The 16563-nt window shown below is 47.9% G+C and carries 16 protein-coding genes and 1 pseudogene; 12 read left to right on the top strand and 5 right to left on the bottom strand.

Annotated features, from left to right (window positions below; all coding sequences use genetic code 11):
* Positions 1-87: 87 nt before the first annotated feature.
* Together SPHMEL_RS06890 and SPHMEL_RS06885 are read left to right on the top strand one after the other, a co-directional pair.
* Entirely contained in the window at positions 88-801 is a 714-nt protein-coding gene (locus SPHMEL_RS06890) for a DUF2208 domain-containing protein (protein WP_232216826.1), read from the top strand.
* Positions 785-1030 carry an eL24 family ribosomal protein gene (locus SPHMEL_RS06885; protein ID WP_014768083.1) on the top strand — a complete coding sequence of 82 codons (246 nt, stop codon included), beginning with the start codon at positions 785-787 and terminating at the stop codon, positions 1028-1030. Before SPHMEL_RS06890 ends, SPHMEL_RS06885 begins: the two co-directional genes overlap by 17 nt.
* Positions 1031-1273: 243 nt before the next feature.
* Here the strand turns inward: SPHMEL_RS06885 and SPHMEL_RS06880 are convergent, their stop codons facing one another.
* Both SPHMEL_RS06880 and SPHMEL_RS06875 read right to left on the bottom strand, forming a co-directional pair.
* A complete protein-coding gene (locus SPHMEL_RS06880) occupies positions 1274-1495 on the bottom strand; it encodes a hypothetical protein (protein WP_042667852.1) in 222 nt (73 codons plus the stop codon).
* A 1-nt stretch (position 1496) separates the two neighbouring features.
* Positions 1497-2000 carry an HIT family protein gene (locus tag SPHMEL_RS06875; RefSeq protein ID WP_012608887.1) on the bottom strand — a complete coding sequence of 168 codons (504 nt, stop codon included), beginning with the start codon at positions 1998-2000 and terminating at the stop codon, positions 1497-1499.
* A gap of 188 nt (positions 2001-2188) precedes the next feature.
* Between SPHMEL_RS06875 and SPHMEL_RS06870 the strand changes: the two genes are divergently transcribed.
* The 3 genes from SPHMEL_RS06870 to SPHMEL_RS07460 all read left to right on the top strand — a co-directional run bounded on the left by SPHMEL_RS06870 (position 2189) and on the right by SPHMEL_RS07460 (position 5721).
* Complete coding sequence (locus SPHMEL_RS06870; RefSeq protein ID WP_042667851.1) at positions 2189-3781, top strand: DNA topoisomerase VI subunit B; 1593 nt, start codon at positions 2189-2191, stop codon at positions 3779-3781.
* A gap of 11 nt (positions 3782-3792) precedes the next feature.
* Positions 3793-5094, top strand: coding sequence for a DNA topoisomerase IV subunit A (locus tag SPHMEL_RS06865; protein WP_042667850.1), 1302 nt, complete (start codon positions 3793-3795; stop codon positions 5092-5094).
* Between the two features lie 471 nt (positions 5095-5565).
* On the top strand, positions 5566-5721 hold the full coding sequence (locus SPHMEL_RS07460; RefSeq protein ID WP_012608884.1) for a hypothetical protein: 156 nt from the start codon (positions 5566-5568) through the stop codon (positions 5719-5721).
* 12 nt (positions 5722-5733) lie between these two features.
* Here the strand turns inward: SPHMEL_RS07460 and SPHMEL_RS06860 are convergent, their stop codons facing one another.
* Entirely contained in the window at positions 5734-7569 is a 1836-nt protein-coding gene (locus SPHMEL_RS06860; RefSeq protein ID WP_042667849.1) for a threonine--tRNA ligase, read from the bottom strand.
* A gap of 143 nt (positions 7570-7712) precedes the next feature.
* On the opposite strand from SPHMEL_RS06860, the gene radA reads away from it, so the two are divergent.
* On the top strand, positions 7713-8699 hold the full coding sequence (gene radA / locus SPHMEL_RS06855; protein WP_042667848.1) for a DNA repair and recombination protein RadA: 987 nt from the start codon (positions 7713-7715) through the stop codon (positions 8697-8699).
* Positions 8700-8778: 79 nt separating this feature from the next.
* On the opposite strand, the gene SPHMEL_RS06850 is transcribed toward radA, so the two are convergent.
* Positions 8779-9558 carry an A24 family peptidase C-terminal domain-containing protein gene (locus tag SPHMEL_RS06850; protein WP_012608881.1) on the bottom strand — a complete coding sequence of 260 codons (780 nt, stop codon included), beginning with the start codon at positions 9556-9558 and terminating at the stop codon, positions 8779-8781.
* A gap of 52 nt (positions 9559-9610) precedes the next feature.
* Positions 9611-10684 carry an S-methyl-5-thioribose-1-phosphate isomerase gene (gene mtnA / locus SPHMEL_RS06845; RefSeq protein WP_042667983.1) on the bottom strand — a complete coding sequence of 358 codons (1074 nt, stop codon included), beginning with the start codon at positions 10682-10684 and terminating at the stop codon, positions 9611-9613.
* 97 nt (positions 10685-10781) lie between these two features.
* Between mtnA and SPHMEL_RS06840 the strand changes: the two genes are divergently transcribed.
* From SPHMEL_RS06840 to SPHMEL_RS06815, 6 genes and pseudogenes are all read left to right on the top strand, one after another.
* Positions 10782-11309: an endonuclease gene (locus SPHMEL_RS06840; RefSeq protein WP_156915453.1), complete on the top strand. Its 528-nt coding sequence runs from the start codon at positions 10782-10784 to the stop codon at positions 11307-11309.
* A 3-nt stretch (positions 11310-11312) separates the two neighbouring features.
* Positions 11313-12635: a histidine--tRNA ligase gene (gene hisS, locus SPHMEL_RS06835; protein ID WP_042667847.1), complete on the top strand. Its 1323-nt coding sequence runs from the start codon at positions 11313-11315 to the stop codon at positions 12633-12635.
* A gap of 74 nt (positions 12636-12709) precedes the next feature.
* Positions 12710-14158 carry an RtcB family protein gene (locus SPHMEL_RS06830; protein WP_042667846.1) on the top strand — a complete coding sequence of 483 codons (1449 nt, stop codon included), beginning with the start codon at positions 12710-12712 and terminating at the stop codon, positions 14156-14158.
* Positions 14159-14288: 130 nt separating this feature from the next.
* A complete protein-coding gene (locus tag SPHMEL_RS06825; RefSeq protein WP_042667845.1) occupies positions 14289-14555 on the top strand; it encodes a 30S ribosomal protein S25 in 267 nt (88 codons plus the stop codon).
* A gap of 208 nt (positions 14556-14763) precedes the next feature.
* Positions 14764-15165 (top strand): annotated as a pseudogene (locus SPHMEL_RS06820) (DNA methyltransferase); the annotation flags it as partial.
* Between the two features lie 134 nt (positions 15166-15299).
* Positions 15300-16016 (top strand): HhH-GPD family protein, encoded by a 717-nt coding sequence (locus SPHMEL_RS06815; protein ID WP_051401028.1) that lies wholly within the window; start codon positions 15300-15302, stop codon positions 16014-16016.
* Positions 16017-16563 lie beyond the last annotated feature (547 nt).

Below are 16563 nucleotides of genomic sequence, written 5' to 3'. Positions count from 1 at the left end.
GAAGTGGCGATTCATCATCTTTAATAACGTAAGGTTATTAAGGATTAATATGCTTTAGTAACACGGCTTAGGGTGATAGTAGTGTCTATGCCGTTTTCAAGGAAGACAATGATAGTGATGCAGGCGGTCTCCATATTATTGTTTGCACTAGTCTCAGCCGCTATTCCGAAGTATGCTTTCATAATATTCCTATTATACTTCTTAGTGTTCATGTTTCTCGCTATTAGGGCTACTAAGAGAACCATGAAGATCCCTCCAAGAAATGAATTAGGTTCGCCATTATTCAAGGAGCTCAATGCTCTCCAAGTAATGTTATCCGATAAAATATTTCAGGCTGAGATGAGTAGGCAGATGAAGCCTATGTTTATAAACCTTGGGCTAGTGTTCCTCTTATTCATCCTGCTCCCGGTATATAACAACTACATATGGCCCTTCATTAGCGGGGTCTTAGGGTTGACCGGCGAGTCTGTCCTAGTAAACTTCATACGGTTTCTAGGGCTATACCTATTCTTCCTGGGTGTTATGCAGGGCATGAGATACATGCTTATACGTGGGCAGTCTTCAACGCCGCCGGTTATCCCTGCTAGGGTGTTCGCAGTGTATAAGAAAGGCGTTGTATTGGATGAAAGACAATTTGTAAAGTTCACGGAGGATATATGCTTCAGAGTCGACCACGATAGGAAATTCGTAGAACTCGTGAACACTAGGGGTAACACTGTTTTAACCAGGCTATACACTCTTGAGGTTGGAAAGCTCACCGAGAAACTAAGGGAGGCAGGTGTAAATGAGTGTAAACAATAGGCATAGATGCGTGGTCTGTGGAAGAATATTCCCGAGGGGACAGGGCATAGTAATCAATAAGGAGGGTGTTGTCCTGGAATTCCATAGTTCCAAGTGTGCATCCAAGTTCTTCAGTATGCTACTGGAGAGAATACCGTTCGAAGAAGTATCGCCATATATTAGGAAACTCATTAATGAATTCAATGAGTTAAACGAACAGAAGGCAAGGGCCAGGGCTAAGAAGATATAGTTTTGAAAACTATTATATTCTCCATATATATAGTGAAGATAATTGGATGAGGATCACTTGCCCCCAAGCGACCTTGGATAGGGATGAAGAAATTACCGCGGACTGACAGTCCTGATCGAGCCCGTAATAGTGCTACCGGAGACTCCATGCTTTATATGGGTGTAATAATAAATACTTAAACTAGGTGAGGTAGCCCTCGATCACTGATGAGCCATGTGATGAGGGCAGGGTTTAGCCGAGGTTTTAGCATTTCGCATGTGTGCCAACCTTCTCCCTGATCCTCTCCAATGCTTCATCGCTTAGCCCGATATTGTCCAGTACCTCCAGTGCCTTCCTAAATGCCTCGTCATCATTTGATGCTTCAACGTTGACTACTATATTCGTGCCTTTGACACATAATCTATAGCGTTGCTCGTTTAGTAAGCTGTATTTCTCTAGTATGATCAGGTCCCTGGATGAAACCATCTCAAGCCCCCTGGATCTCATTAAGGGTTTTCCTGAGTATAGAGTATGTTTCTTGGAGACTTATGGGAAGGGTCTTGACCCCGGCTATTACACCCATGAAATTTGTATCACCGACCCAGCGGGGTACTACGTGTATGTGTACGTGTCCAGGCACCCCGGCCCCGGCAACCCTGCCGATATTGACTCCAATATTGAAGCCATCCGGGTTGAATGCCTTCCTGATAATCTTCATTGATAGCTTAACTAGTTTAACCATCTCTAGTAAGGCTTCATCTTGGAGATCTTCGAGGCTTCCTATGTGGTCATATGGGGCGATCATGACATGGCCGGAGTTATAGGGGTACGCATTCAATACTATGAATGAGTATACGCCTCTATAGATTATGAGTGCTTCGTTATCGTTCATGGACTTCAACCGGCAGAAAAGGCATTCGCCAATCTCCTTCTCCCCACTGTTGAACCGTTTAATATACTCGTACCTCCATGGATTCCAGAGGATCCTCATCTAGCAGAACCCTTCAAGGTGCTTCATTATCCCTTATAGACACCCACTTTAAAAACATATGTATCCTTATCCGCTGGGTTAGGAACATCCCGGCAACAGGGAGCATAGAGTCCTAAACCACTTGTTTTTAAGTAATTTATTGAATCATAAAACTAGTGGTTTCGGAAACGTTTTCCAGGTGTTTCACTATGGGTGAGACCCCGGTAGAGAAATACAGGGCTATTAGTCCGGCCGAGTTCTTCTACAAGTACCGTGAGATAGCTGGATTCTCCAATCCAGCTAGAGCTATTTATCAGACTGTCAGAGAGCTAGTTGAGAACGCCCTCGACGCCACGGATGCGCACGGTATAATGCCTGATATAAAAATCTCTATTAGGAAGGTGGATGAGATACAAGAATTCTATAGGATCACTGTTGAAGACAACGGTATAGGAATACCTCCAGACGTAGTTCCAGATGCCTTCGGCAGGGTGTTATTCAGTAGTAAATATGTGTTAAGGCAGACACGTGGAATGTATGGTCTTGGAGTGAAGATGGCTGTCCTCTATGGGCAGATGACCACTGGGAGACCTGTAGAGGTGATCACCAGTAAACCGGGTTTTAAGAGGATATACTACTTCAAGCTCAGGATAGATGTTAATAGGAATGAGCCAGTGATAATTGAAAGGGGCTCCTGGAGGAAGAACAGGGAGTGGCATGGAACCATAGTATCTATAACCATAGAGGGGGATTGGGGTAGAGCGAAGCCAAAGATTAAGGAATACTTGTTTAAGACGGCTATAGTGACTCCCTATGCCAACATAGTGGCGTTGACCCCTGATGATGAGATAATATACTATCCGAGGATAATAGATAAAATACCCAGGCCACCTCTCGAGGTCAAGCCGCATCCCCACGGCGTAGACCTCGAGCTCTTGAAGCAGATTATTTCGAGCCATAACTACACTAGTGTTGAGGAACTACTCATCAAGGGATTCCAGAGCATTGGGGAGGCAACAGCTAAAAGCATCCTGCAGCAGGCCGGGATAGACCCTGGTAAACCCGTCTCAGAGCTCTCGGATAACGAGTTGCTATCGCTGGTTAACACGCTTAAGTCCATGAAGGATATCAGGGCTCCCTCGATAAAGGCTATTTCACCTCTTGGAAGCGATGTAATTATAGCTGGCTTGAAACGCGTATTCCAACCCGAGTTCGTCTATGCTGTCTCAAGACGTCCACAGGCATATCAGGGACACCCCTTCATTGTCGAGGCCGGTATAGCCTATGGCGGTAAGACGCCGATGAGCGATGATGATAAGCCAATAATACTTAGATACGCGAATAAGATTCCATTGCTCTATGATGAGGGAAGCGATGTCACAACGATGGTTGTCAAGGAGGATATAAGTTGGGACCACTACATGGTCAGCTTCCCAGCCCCCATAGCAATACTTGTACATGTGTGCAGTACAAAAATACCCTTCAAGGGTGTTGGGAAGGAGAGCATAGCAGATATCCCCGAGGTTAGGAAGGAGATAAAGCTAGTACTCATGGACGTGCTCAGAGAGCTTAAGAAGTATCTTTCAAAGAAGGCTAAAGAAGAGGAGTTGAAGAGGAGGGCCGAGCATCTGACAAAGTATATCCCGGAGGTGGCTAGAGGGCTCTCGGTGATAGTGGCGAATGGTAGTAAGGACTTCGAGGTGAAGCTGGTTCAAAAGCTGGTCTCAATAATATCTAGGCGTACAGGTATGCCTGTATCCGAGATACAGCAGGTACTTGAATCAATTAGAATAGGGGCTTAGGTGATTGTATAATGGTGTCCGCAATCGATCTTGAGGCGAGGAAGAAGGCGGCTGAGTTAATGAGGAAAATATTTATGAATATAGTAAGTGAGATAGAAAGGGAAGGGCGTCCAGTACTCGTGTTACCTAAGAGAACCCTCTCCAACACCATATACGATTATAAAAATAAGCTTCTCTTGCTTGGTCCTGAGACATCGAAGAGAAGCTTCATGGATGTCAATGAAGCAAGGAAGTTCATGCAAACGGTTCTCGTGGCCTCGATAATTTATGATTCACTAGTTAACAACGAGTATCCCACTATCCGTGACCTCTACTACAGGGGGAAGCATAGTATAAGCTATAGGAGCGGAGGGAAGGAGGTCCATGAAAACACGTGGGACGAGCAGAAGGAGTCTGATGGGGTGATAAGGGATCTAGAAGTATATCTCAACATCTTAAGGGAGGAGCTCCTCATACTCAGCAAGGAGAAGGGTAAGGTCGTAGGAAACCTCGTTATAAGGAGCGGTGATGACGTGATAGATTTAAGCCGTATGGGGCATGGTGCATACTCAATTGAACCTACCCCTGACCTAATAGAGTTCAAGGATGTTGATGCAGAATATATCCTAGTAGTTGAGAAGGATGCGGTTTTCCAGCAGTTACATAGGTATGGCTTCTGGAAGAAGCATAAGGCTATATTGATCACTAGTGCGGGCCAGCCTGACAGGGCTACAAGACGTTTCCTGAGAAGGCTCAGCGATGAGTATAATCTACCAGTGTATATCCTAGCCGACAGCGACCCCTATGGGTTTTACATATATAGCGTCTTCAAGATAGGTAGTATAACACTGTCATATGAAAGCGAGAGGCTTGCAACACCTAGGGCTAAATTCATAGGGGTCATGATGACCGATGTCTTCGGGGACGACATCTTCAGGGAGATGCTCAGGGAAAAGGATTCCAGGAGCAGGTTAAACTCCATTGTTAAGGGACTAGATAAGCTGGCTAAGAAGAAGCCCTACCTCTCGGAGGCGGAGAGAAGAAACTATATAATCAAGGCTAAACAGCGAGATCTAGAGAGAGCAGTAGAGCTAGTGGGCTACGATATAGCGGATGTATGCCTCGACAACACAGAGTTGAAGAGCAAGCTGAAGAAGAAAGAAGGATTAACAGGCTACCCATGGTTCCAGACACCGGAATGGATCAGGGAGCTCTGCATATTCTTCAAAACACTGAGCAAGCTTGAAATAGAGGCGATGGCGAGCAAGGGATTGAAATTCCTAGCTGACCATTATATTCCAGAGAAAATATCCGGCGGGGACTGGATAGATTAGGGATGGGTTTTCATAGCGGTTTATGGTGATTGATTTCGCCGCTTGACATCATGTCCCCCGTCTTCTCTCTACGCCGCCTACGAGGGCATGCCTCTCCTCGGGCGAATAGGTTGTTTCATTAAGCGGTTTTCTCTCCTCTTACAACTGCTTGTTGAGTTCATGGCGCTGCTCTCAATATAGGTAATGGCTGAAAAACTATAAGTTATTGCATACATATAACACCAGCGTACCCCAATATCAACAACTATAAATCTACATAAAACGAAACAGCGTCAAGAGGCATTGTTCTCTGGGCTATTTGCTTGAACTATTGACCTCCTCCCCGCTCTAGAGAGCAGGATTTTCAGTTGTAATTGCATTCAGTTGAGACAGGTTTTATCATCCTTTTAGTCAATCCCGTGGTTTCATCACTGTTGATTTTTAATCTTCATAGACCTATTAATAGATTTTAATGGCTTGACGGTGGTTTCCATGGGTTACTGGGTTTTAAAGTGTAGGGAGTGCGGTATCGAGTGGAAGCTGCATGTTAGTTTTCCATTGAAGAAGGAGTTTAAGCAGTTATACCACTACTGCCCTAACTGTGGGAGGAATACTTTCCACGAGATACTTGTTTACGTTGAGGAATAGAATGCGGAAAAACTATTGTTTATACGAGAATAGGGGTCTGGATGCAACGCTAACTGGGAGAGTCATTTCTACCCTGGGATACTCCTTGACTTCTTCCTCGAGTAACTTTATGAATTCCTCCAACTTCATGACCCGTTGATCATTGCTTCTCCTTACCCTGATGTTGATGGTTCCAGTATTAACTTCTCTCTCGCCTACCACTATTATGTATGGTATCCATTCTTTCCCGGCATCCCGTATCTTTTTCCCAAGGGTTTCATCCCTGTCGTCGACATCTACCCTGAACCCATGTGAGAGTATCTCGCCGGCTATTTTGAAGGCGTGTTCATTATATTCTTTTGAAACAGGTACTATTCTTACTTGGACCGGACTCATCCAGGTTGGTATGTACGGGGTTTGACCACTTGCCTCTATTAATGCCCCGGTATCCAATACCATGTAGATATATCTCTCAACACCGCCCAGCAATGCGGTATGTATTATGACTGGATGGTGTTTCTCTCCCTTCTCATCTACGTAGGCTATATTAAACCTCCTACCGTTCCCTACATCTATCTGGAAGGTTGCTATCTCCCTCGGTCTCTTCAGGTTGTCTATTATATGGTATTCAACGTTGAGTACCCAGTAATATATCCCTGATGGTATCACCGCGAGGAGGACGGGATATTTCTCCCTCTTAACGAACTCCACTAGTTTATCTCTGTACTTCTCCAGGAATTCATCGGTTATATTGTATAGTGCCACATAGCTTCTCCCAGCCTTCCCAGCCTCCTCATGTATCTTGGCTTGAACCCTCATAGATACGTCGATCGCTTCACCTATGTTCCTGGTTAAGATATGGAGGTCTGGCATGTAGAACTTTCTCAGCCTGAAACATAGGGCTAGTTCACCGCGTTGCTCAAGCCTGTAACTATCGGCTACCTCGAACACGCCGAAGGGGAGGTCCTTATAGCTTATAACCCAGTCCCTGAGCATCGCGAACTGTTGATGGCATGCAGCATACCTGAGAATAAAGCGGTCTTCATCCAACTGGACCTCATATAATCTATCACCGAATAGGACAGCGTGCTCATATACGGGTTTCTCCTTAAGGTTAAACATATTGCTACCCATGACTTTGAAGACCGGTATACCTAGGCTCTGGGCAACCATCCATGAGTACCTCATTACAGCCTCCATTATTGCAGTTGCATGGGGTCCATACCTCATGTGTCCATGGTCACTCATTGGCTCCCATTCGAACCCGAACTTCCTACAGTACTCGTTTACCCTATTCTCGCCACCGGTGAGCTCTTTGCCGAATACCTCCTTATCTACGAGGATCTTTAACTCCGGGTAGTTGGTGTAGTCGAAGCTTGTTGGATCATGTAAGCTGCCATCAGGAGTCATAATGTAGAACTTCTTCTCGATAATCCTCTTTGCAACGGTCTCGGACTTCTTAATGGTCTTTGAGAGTTCGCTTAACGGGTGTCCATAGCATTCAAGAGTAAAAGACTTATACCATCCAAACGGAGCCTTATATACTTGTAAACCGGTGTTCTTCAACGCGGTGTAGAAGGCGTTGAGTATTTTTACAGCCTCGAATGGTGGGGCGAGATCCGGTGAGAGATGTGCGTAGGGGTATAGTAGTATTGAGGATGCCTTAACCTGGTTGAATACGTTGATCACCTCGTTGACGGCACTGGATATTATGGATTCATCATCACCTCTCTCAATACTGGTGAAGACCACCAACACGTTTTCAAGCATGAGGGTCTTTCCGCCTTCTTCCAAGGGCTCCGGTTCCTCTACAGCTGGCTTAACAACACTATAGCTAAATCTGCGTGCATGAATAAGTAGTATCCTCAATGTGGACACCTTTTATCTAAGTGTTATCTAGGGGGATATTAAAATATGTATTGATATATTGATTTACCATATACTAAAGGTTACGTGACCACGTTATCCTATATTAGGCTAGAAAACAATAATTTAGAAAAGGTGCTGGATTCATGAGTGAGGAGAAGGAAACCATAAAGGAGCGTTCCTCGGGCTTCATCTCTGTGAGGGATATACCTGGCGTAGGATCCAGTATAGCTGATAAACTAGAGGCAGCTGGATACTTATCGGCCTGGAGCATTGTTGTTGCACGCGCAGAGGAGTTGGCTGAGAGAACCGGGCTCCCAGTTCTCACTGTTCAGAAGATCATTGAGAATGCACGGAAGATGTTGGGTATAACGTTTAAGACCGCTAGGGAGGTTAAACAAGAGAGATCGAATATCGGGAAGATCACGACGGGGAGCAAGAGCCTTGATGAACTACTTGGTGGGGGAGTCGAGACGAAAACCATCACGGAGTTCTTTGGTGAATATGGATCCGGGAAGACACAGATTTGCCACCAATTGAGTGTAAATGTCCAATTAACCCCTGAGAAAGGCGGCCTCAATGGTAGGGCTGTCTACATTGATACAGAGGGCACATTCCGCTGGGAGAGGATAGAGGCGATGGCAAGGGCCCTCGGCTTAGACCCTGATAAAGTCATGGATAATATATATTATATGAGAGCATACAACAGCGATCACCAGATAGCTATAGTGGACGAATTATTTACGTTCGTACCGAAGAATGACGTCAGGCTAGTAATCCTTGACAGTGTCACAAGCCACTTCAGGGCTGAGTACCCTGGTAGAGAACATTTGGCCGAACGCCAGCAGAAGTTAAACTCCCATCTACACCAGTTAATGAGGCTGGCTGAAGCATACAATGTTGCTGTAGTTGTAACAAACCAGGTAATGGCTAGGCCAGATGTATTCTACGGTGACCCGACAACGGCTGTAGGAGGACATGTATTGGCGCATACACCGGGGGTGAGGATTCAGCTAAGGAAGTCTAAGGGCAATAAGAGAATTGCAAGAGTAGTTGATGCTCCTCACTTACCTGAGGGAGAAGTAGTATTCGTGATAACTGAGGAGGGTATCAGGGACTCCGAGGAAGAGTAAGAGTAGGTGCGATCTGTAATCTAACACATACTGTCTTTTAACAATCATTGCTGGATGAATCATACCTTGGTTGACTATGCTACAGGATCAGCTCGAGTAATCTAAGGATAGGGGTATCCCCGACGAGAAGGAATATTATGGTTCCAAGGAACAATGGGATTATGTAGGGTATCCCGTATGAGACCCATATATATATCGTATCAGGAACCACGCCACTTTCGATAAGCCTTTTAAACATCTCCCTATATGCCCCGGGATCTTCTTCTTCGACATCATAATGTAGTCTATAAGTGGTTTTCACACTGTTATCCTTCAACTCTATGAGTGTTAATGGATAGTAGAACTCTGTCCCCAAGTATTCATTCAGCCTCATTGGTTTAGCTATAAATGGGTAGATAAACCTGTATTTCAAAGGCACCTCCTTTAACAAGCCCCTATACCTGATTAAGATGTAGGCCCCGTATAATAGTGAGACCAGCACTATGGATAAAGTAGAGTATACCGTGATCGAGAGCGGTGGAGGTAGTAGTGACCTTGGTAGAAGGCTTGAATGAGGCGGTACAGGGTATAATAGGGTTAGTGAGAATATAACGTAGACATCTCCCTCACCCATTAATCCGGCTAGATACATTGCTATGAATAAAGCTGGAACCATGAATGAGAATGCGAGGTATAGTGGAGGGGGTTTATACATATAGATGGTCAGAGAGCAGAACACTATGGAGCCACCGGTGAATACGTAGACTAGGTTATCACTTATCTCGCGTCTCTTGTAATCTTGTATGGAGAACACGAGTAAAAAGCCGAGGAAATAGATTATTTTAATAGCCTCTACTAAGTTGGATAACTCGTACTGCATAGTCAATCACTAGTATTCTCTGACTTCCTCTCCCACCTTAAGCATGCGTCTTTCAGCCACGATCCTTCATTATCTTCTCCAGGTTCTCCTCGAAGGGGGGATATACAATTCCTTTCTCAGTTATTATGGCTGTCACGAGGTCTGGATCGGTTATGTCGAACGCGTAGTTTAACGCGTTTACTTCTTCAACCGTTATAAGCTTATCCAATACATATTTCACCTCCCTTGGATTCCTCTCCTCTATCACCACATCGTTAATGCTACTCGACAAGTCTATTGTACTAGTGGGCGCTGCAACGTAGAATGGTATATTGTTCCTTTTCGCGGCTAGGGCTATCATATACGTGCCTATCTTATTAACCACATACCCCTCCCTTGTCACTCTGTCTGCCCCCACTATTACAGCGTCTACTAGCCCCCTCCTGATGACGTAGCCAGCCATGTTATCGGTTATTAATGCAACCGGTATACCCTCCTTCCAGAGCTCCCACACCGTTAACCTAGCTCCCTGTAGCATGGGGCGGGTTTCAGTAGCTATAACCTTTATCTTCTTGCCCTTATACCATGCAACCCTCATAACTGCTTCAGCTGTCCCGAAGGCCGATGTGGCTAGTGCTCCTGCGTTGCAGTGTGTTAGTATAGTGGCACCATCCGGTATTAGCTCGGCGCCGTACTCGCCGATCCTTATATTAGACTCTATATCCTCCCACATTACTTTAAGGGCTTCATCCAGGATCCTCTTGGCTATCTCGCTTGGTGAAGTATTCTTCTCAACGTTTTCTTCAAGTATCTTCCTCAACCTATTCAATGCATAGAATAGATTATGTGCTGTTGGACGGGTTCTCCACAATGTATCAATGGCTTTCCCCACACTCATAGCGAAGTCTCCTAGAGGTAGACTGCTTACTCCAACAGCATAGCTTCCAACCGCTAGGGCAGCGGCGACACCTATTGCCGGTGCCCCCCGTATCTCCATCTCGATGATCGCCTTGGCAACTCTCTCAGGGCTGTTGCTGCAGTAGACCTCTTCTTTAAATGGGAGTTTAAGGGTGTTCACCCAGCATACAGCGTTGGATTCTTTATCGTACCATACAGCCCTTATTTTAAGTGGGTAGGGAGTACTCATTGTCAATCGACATCACCTGATTCAGATAACACAATCTTAAGCTTAAATTATAACCTTGAAACCCGATACTAATGCTTGATACAGCAAGGTGTTTAAGTTGAGTAAAGTGGATGGTTTCGAAGTAGTCTTTAATGATGAGGCGTGTACGGCGTCGACGAGCGATCAAAGAGTAGTCAATATGCTTGAGGAGAGATGGATCGGTAAGAAACGGGGCAGGGAGCTCATCCTGGAGCTCGTCGAGGTCGCTTACTTAATCCTAGAGGGAAGAGCCACTGTGAAGACTACGGATGGCAAGTATATTCGAAGCCTTAACGAGCTCATGCAACATGAATACAAGTGCTTTAAGGACTTCTTCTGGCCCCAGTTACTCGTCTACAAGGATTTAAGGGATAGAGGTAGGAGGGTAAGGGTAGTAGACCAGGAGAGGTTCCTCATTAAAGATAAGTCAGGTGATTTAAGGCTGGTACTGGTTCTCGAGGAGAAGAAGATGAGGGGTATAACGGATATAATGAGGGAGGTGGAGAACGCTAGAAGCAATAGTCTTCAACTAGTTCTAGCAATAGTTAGCCTCCAGGGGGATATAACATACTATGAGGCAAACAAGATAGCGTTGGAGGTGGTTTAAACAGTGAGTGAGGAAGACGTATTGAACCCCCCGAGGGGGATGAGGGATCTAACAGGTGTCGATGCTGAGTTACACGAGTACATGGTTGAATTATTTAAGGAGACGGCTAGGCGAAACGGGTTCAAGCCTATTATAACGCCTACAGTAGAATACTTTAGGTTATTCGAGAAGAAGAGCGGCGAAGAGATAAAGAGGTCTATGTATGTCTTCCAGGATAAAGCCGGTAGAACACTCGCGTTAAGACCCGAGGTCACTGCAAGCGTTGTTAGAGCGTATCTTAAGGAGATGAGGTCTCAGCCTAAACCCATTAGGCTATACTATGTAGCCCAGTGCTTTAGATACGAGGAGCCGCAGAAAGCGAGGTACAGGGAGTTCTGGCAGGGGGGATTAGAGATCATAGGCGACCCCGATATAAATGCTGATGTCTCAGCTGCTTTCACAGCTAGCAACTTCCTTGAAGAGCTTGGTGTGAAACACTACTATGTAGTAGGTAATGTCGCAACCTACAGGGTCATCATGGATAGAATAGGTATCCCGGAGGAAACACAGGACCTGGTGCTACACTTAATCGATAAGGACAGGGTTGGCGAAGCCCTTCAGGTGCTCAGGGATAAGACTAGCAGGGAGGATGTCGTTGAATTATTCAGGAGGCTCCTGAATAGCGGGATAGATGAAGCATTAAGCGTTATAATGGACTTCAAGGGGCTGGGCGAGGGATACTCTATCATAGAATCCGAGCTGGCTAAGACAAGGGAGTTCATAGAGTTGTTGAATCAGGTGGGATTTAACGCTGCATACGAGCCTAAATTGGTTAGGGGGCTGGCCTACTACACCGGGTTGATCTTCGAGTATAAGACAAGTGGTGGATTAAGTGTGAGCATTGGTGGGGGCGGTAGATACGATGGATTAACAAGGGTGTACGGGGGAGAATACGAGTATTCTACCGGTTTAGCACTGGGACTGGATAGAATTATGCTGCTACTGGACCCCGGTAAGATACTTCCCAGTAAAACCACCGTGCTAATCTCAATACTAGAGGGTGTTCCACTTAAAGCCGGGTATGAACTAGTGAGGCGAATCAGGGTTAAAGGGGTTGAAGTAATCCCGTATAGGGCGCGCTCGTTATCCAAGGCGCTGAGCCTGGCGAACAAGATTAACGCTGGATTAGTAGTGATAATTGGTAGGAAAGAGTATGAGTCAGGCTCTATAACAGTAAAGAATATGATCACGGGTGAGCAGAAATACATAGGGTTAAACGACATCAATGCATTCTTGGACTGCATAAAGGGCGCCGGGGCGCAGCAGCCCCAGGATGATGCGGGCTAGACAATGTTCTACCCGTGTTTATTAAAACCCATTTACATAAACCATAATTATAGAGTTGAAAAAGGTGCATTTCTATGACCAGGATAAGTCTTGAGAAAATAAGCGAGTATGAGTGGAAGATACCTAGGAAGTATAAGCCCTGTATGAAGACTGACGCTGTGGTCTTCGCGGATGAATACCTGCTCGATAAAATGGAGAGCGATTTAACTTTAGAGCAAGCGGCAAATGTTGCATGCCTGCCAGGTATAAGGCTATACTCGTATGTGATGCCCGATGGACACCAGGGCTACGGGTTCCCAATAGGGGGGGTAGCAGGCTTCGATATCGAGGAGGGTGTGATAAGTCCTGGAGGAGTCGGATACGATATTAATTGTGGAGTAAGAGTGTTAAGGACCGAGTTGGATATAGAAGATGTTAAACCCCGCTTAAAAGACCTCGTTGAGGCGTTATTTAGGAATGTACCAAGCGGTGTCGGCTCCACGGGGCATTTAAGGCTGAGCTTTAACGAGCTCGACGACGTGTTAAATAGGGGTGTTGAATGGGCTGTAGAAGCCGGGTTCGGGTGGAAGAGGGATTTAGAACACATCGAGGAAAACGGTAGGATGAAGAGTGCTGATGCCAGCAAGGTGAGTAAGGTAGCCAAGGAGAGAGGTCATGAACAACTGGGCACACTTGGCGCGGGCAATCACTTCCTCGAGATACAGGTGGTTGAGGAGATATATGATCCCGAGGCCGCTAAGGTGATGGGTATAACGAGAATAGGGCAGGTCACATTAATGATCCATACTGGTAGCAGGGGCCTCGGGCATCAGGTGGCAAGTGATTACTTGATGATAATGGAGAGGGCGATGAGGAAGTATGGTATACAGGTACCTGATAGAGAGCTCGCAGCACTACCATTTCAATCCAATGAGGCACAGGACTACTTTAAAGCCATGTCGGCTGCAGCGAACTTCGCCTGGGCTAACAGGCAGATTATAACGCATTGGACAAGGGAGAGCTTTAAGCAAGTGTTCAAGAAGGATCCGGAGGCCCTTGGAATAGAAATAATATATGATGTAGCACATAATATTGCTAAGATCGAGGAACATGTTGTAAATGGCGAGAGATACAAGGTAGTAGTACACAGGAAAGGAGCTACAAGGGCGTTTCCACCCGGTCACCCCGATATACCTGGCGATTACAAGTCTATAGGTCAACCTGTGTTGATACCTGGTAGTATGGGTACTGCAAGCTACATACTCCTGGGTACGGAGAGTGGGGCAAGGACATGGTATAGTGCTCCACATGGGGCGGGCAGATGGCTCAGCCGTGGAGATGCCATCAGATCCTATAGCCCGGATAAAGTAGTGGATGAGTTGAGCAGGAAGGGAGTAGTATTGAAGGCGGCTACTAGGAGAGTTATAAGTGAGGAGGCCCCCGGGGCATACAAGGATGTTGACAGGGTTGTATTAGTAGCGCAAAAAGTAGGGATTGCAAGGCCCATCGTGAAGATGCGTCCAATAGGTGTTGTAAAAGGATAACGAGTACCCATCCATATGTTTTTCTATACCTGGACCTTAGAGCGCTATGGATAATTTGGTGATCCCCACACTAACTCATTAATATAAGATATCTAGGCATAGATCTCCAGATGTCCTGAGGGGTGGGTCGATGTCGAAGAAGAGGGAGAAAGCCGAGAAGGCTCTGCCACCCGAGCTCGCCTTAACGTCGCCGGACTTGACTGGGGAGTCGCTAGCCAAGGTCGAGAAGGAGATCGTGAGGGCCGAGGACCCGTACGTGACCCCCAGTACTATAGCACAGAAGTACGGGGTCGAAGTGAACACCGCCAAGAAGATCCTGAGGCTTCTCGAGGAGAAGGGTCTCGTGAAGCCGGTCTCCCGCACGAGGAGGACCCGGGTCTACGTTATCGTGAAGTAGCAGCGCGGCCTTCCCTCACCCCCTTCCTACCCGAGAACGCTGTTCAGGCTTGCGCCGCTTGAGGACCCGCCTTCTGTCTGCTGGATCTGGCCGGGTCAGGCGACCCTGCTCCGGGCAGTCCGGTTTTATCGGGTTGCTAGACTACTTGGTTGCAGAGTGCTGGCGTAGGGCTTATCGCCGCGCCGGCACATCTCTAGGAGTGGTGGGGATGCGAGAGGTCCCTTTAAGCGAGTACCTCGAGTTCGTCTCTAGAAACAGGGAGGTCGTTGTCGAAGACCAGGTGATAAGGCTCGACCCTATAGAAGTCAAGCGGCTAGAGCCCCTCCCAGAGGAGCTCACAGACGTGTCGACAACGGTCTGGAGCTTCCCGGTCAGGGGGAGCTGGGCCACCCACAGGGGGGACTACAGGGGCAACTGGGCGCCGCAGATCCCCAGGGCGCTCATACCCATGTACACGAGGCCCGGTGACGTAGTACTAGACCCCATGGTGGGTAGCGGGACTACGCTGGTAGAGGCAAAGCTCCTGGGTAGGAACTCGATCGACGTCGACATAAACTACAACGCGGTTATGCTCGCGCTCCACAGGCTCTACTACCTCGAGAAGGCCCTCGCGGATTACTTGAAGAGGCTGAGGGAGCGGGCCGGGGCGGGAGGCGGAGGTGCGGGCCCGCCGCCAGGGGTTAGGTATTTATCCTGGTGCCTCCGTGTTTAACAGATGGCTTGCGGGCTCGGAGGGTTTGGAAGGTGTGGTTCTTCGACCCGGCGTTCAACGATAGGGTTAGGGCGTTCCGGGAGGCTGTTGTCGAGTGGTACAGGAGCCACGGGGATAAGAGCCTCCCCTGGAGGACCGCGAGGAACCCCTGGCACGTGCTCGTAGCGGTCTTCCTCCTGAGGAGGACGTCCAAGAGCAAGGTCGTTAAGGTCTACGAGGAGTTCCTGAAGCGCTACCCCAGCCCGGGGGCCCTCTTGTCCGCCGGCGAGGACGAGGTGAGGGAGCTCATACGGCCCCTGGGCTTGGAGCACGTGAGGGCCAGGCAACTCAAGGAGCTGGCCGAGCAAATCGAGAGGAGGTTCGGGGGCAGGGTCCCCTGTAGCAGGGAAGAGCTCAAGGAGCTCCCGGGCGTGGGGGACTATGCCGCGTCGGAGGTCCTGCTAGCGGCCTGCGGCAGGCCGGAGCCCCTCTTGGACACGAACATGATAAGGGTTATCGAGAGGGTGTTCGGCGTCAGGTCGACCAGGAGGAGGCCACACAGGGACCTCCGGCTCTGGGACTTCGCTAGAGCCCTAGTGCCCTCCGACCCACAGCTGGCCAGGGAGTTCAACTACGGGGTTTTCGACATAGCGAGAAAGTACTGCAGAGCCCGAAGCCCCAAGTGCGCAGGGTGCCCCCTAACACACGTATGCGACTACTACTCGAGGCTCGGGAAGCCGCATCAACCCCAGCGGCTCAATGGGCCGTAGGGCCCCGGGAAGCCCCAGAATGTCGGCCCGCCGATCTTCACGAAGCCACCTCATGAGCATAGCTAGTGGTCGCCCGCCCTCCAGCCCCCCACGAATCCGCGGACCAGCCACGCGCCCACAAATATACTCGCAGGGCCCACCCGAGCAGGCCTACTCCTCGTCCACCAAGACCCACATTCCCTTGATCGACTTGAATGAAGCAGGCAGTTATACTAACCTGCTTTCGACCGTTTGAGGCTCCCTGGGGCCGGCCCACCCGATCTATCATAACCCGGCTTAAACCTCTCCACGATCCCTAATGCCAGCCCCCCACACGAACCTCAGCGCGTAGCCTGCTGGCGCGTACTTCATGGCAAACATTTGTAGCGGGTTTATCGAGCCGCAAGTACACCATGGCTTATCGATGCTGTAGGACTTCTCTACGGCAACCCAGCCTAGGAGGGCGATGGGAAAAGCGGATCGTCTAAAACTCCTTGGGTGTCAAATCCAGCTACTCACACGGACCGGGCTTCATTTTGCGGGAGAGTTATTCGACGTGTTTGAGGTT

Origin of the sequence: Desulfurococcus amylolyticus Z-533, assembly GCF_000513855.1 — an archaeon.
In the GTDB taxonomy this organism is placed as follows: domain Archaea; phylum Thermoproteota; class Thermoprotei_A; order Sulfolobales; family Desulfurococcaceae; genus Desulfurococcus; species Desulfurococcus amylolyticus.
This window is presented reverse-complemented; position numbering and strand designations above follow the sequence as displayed.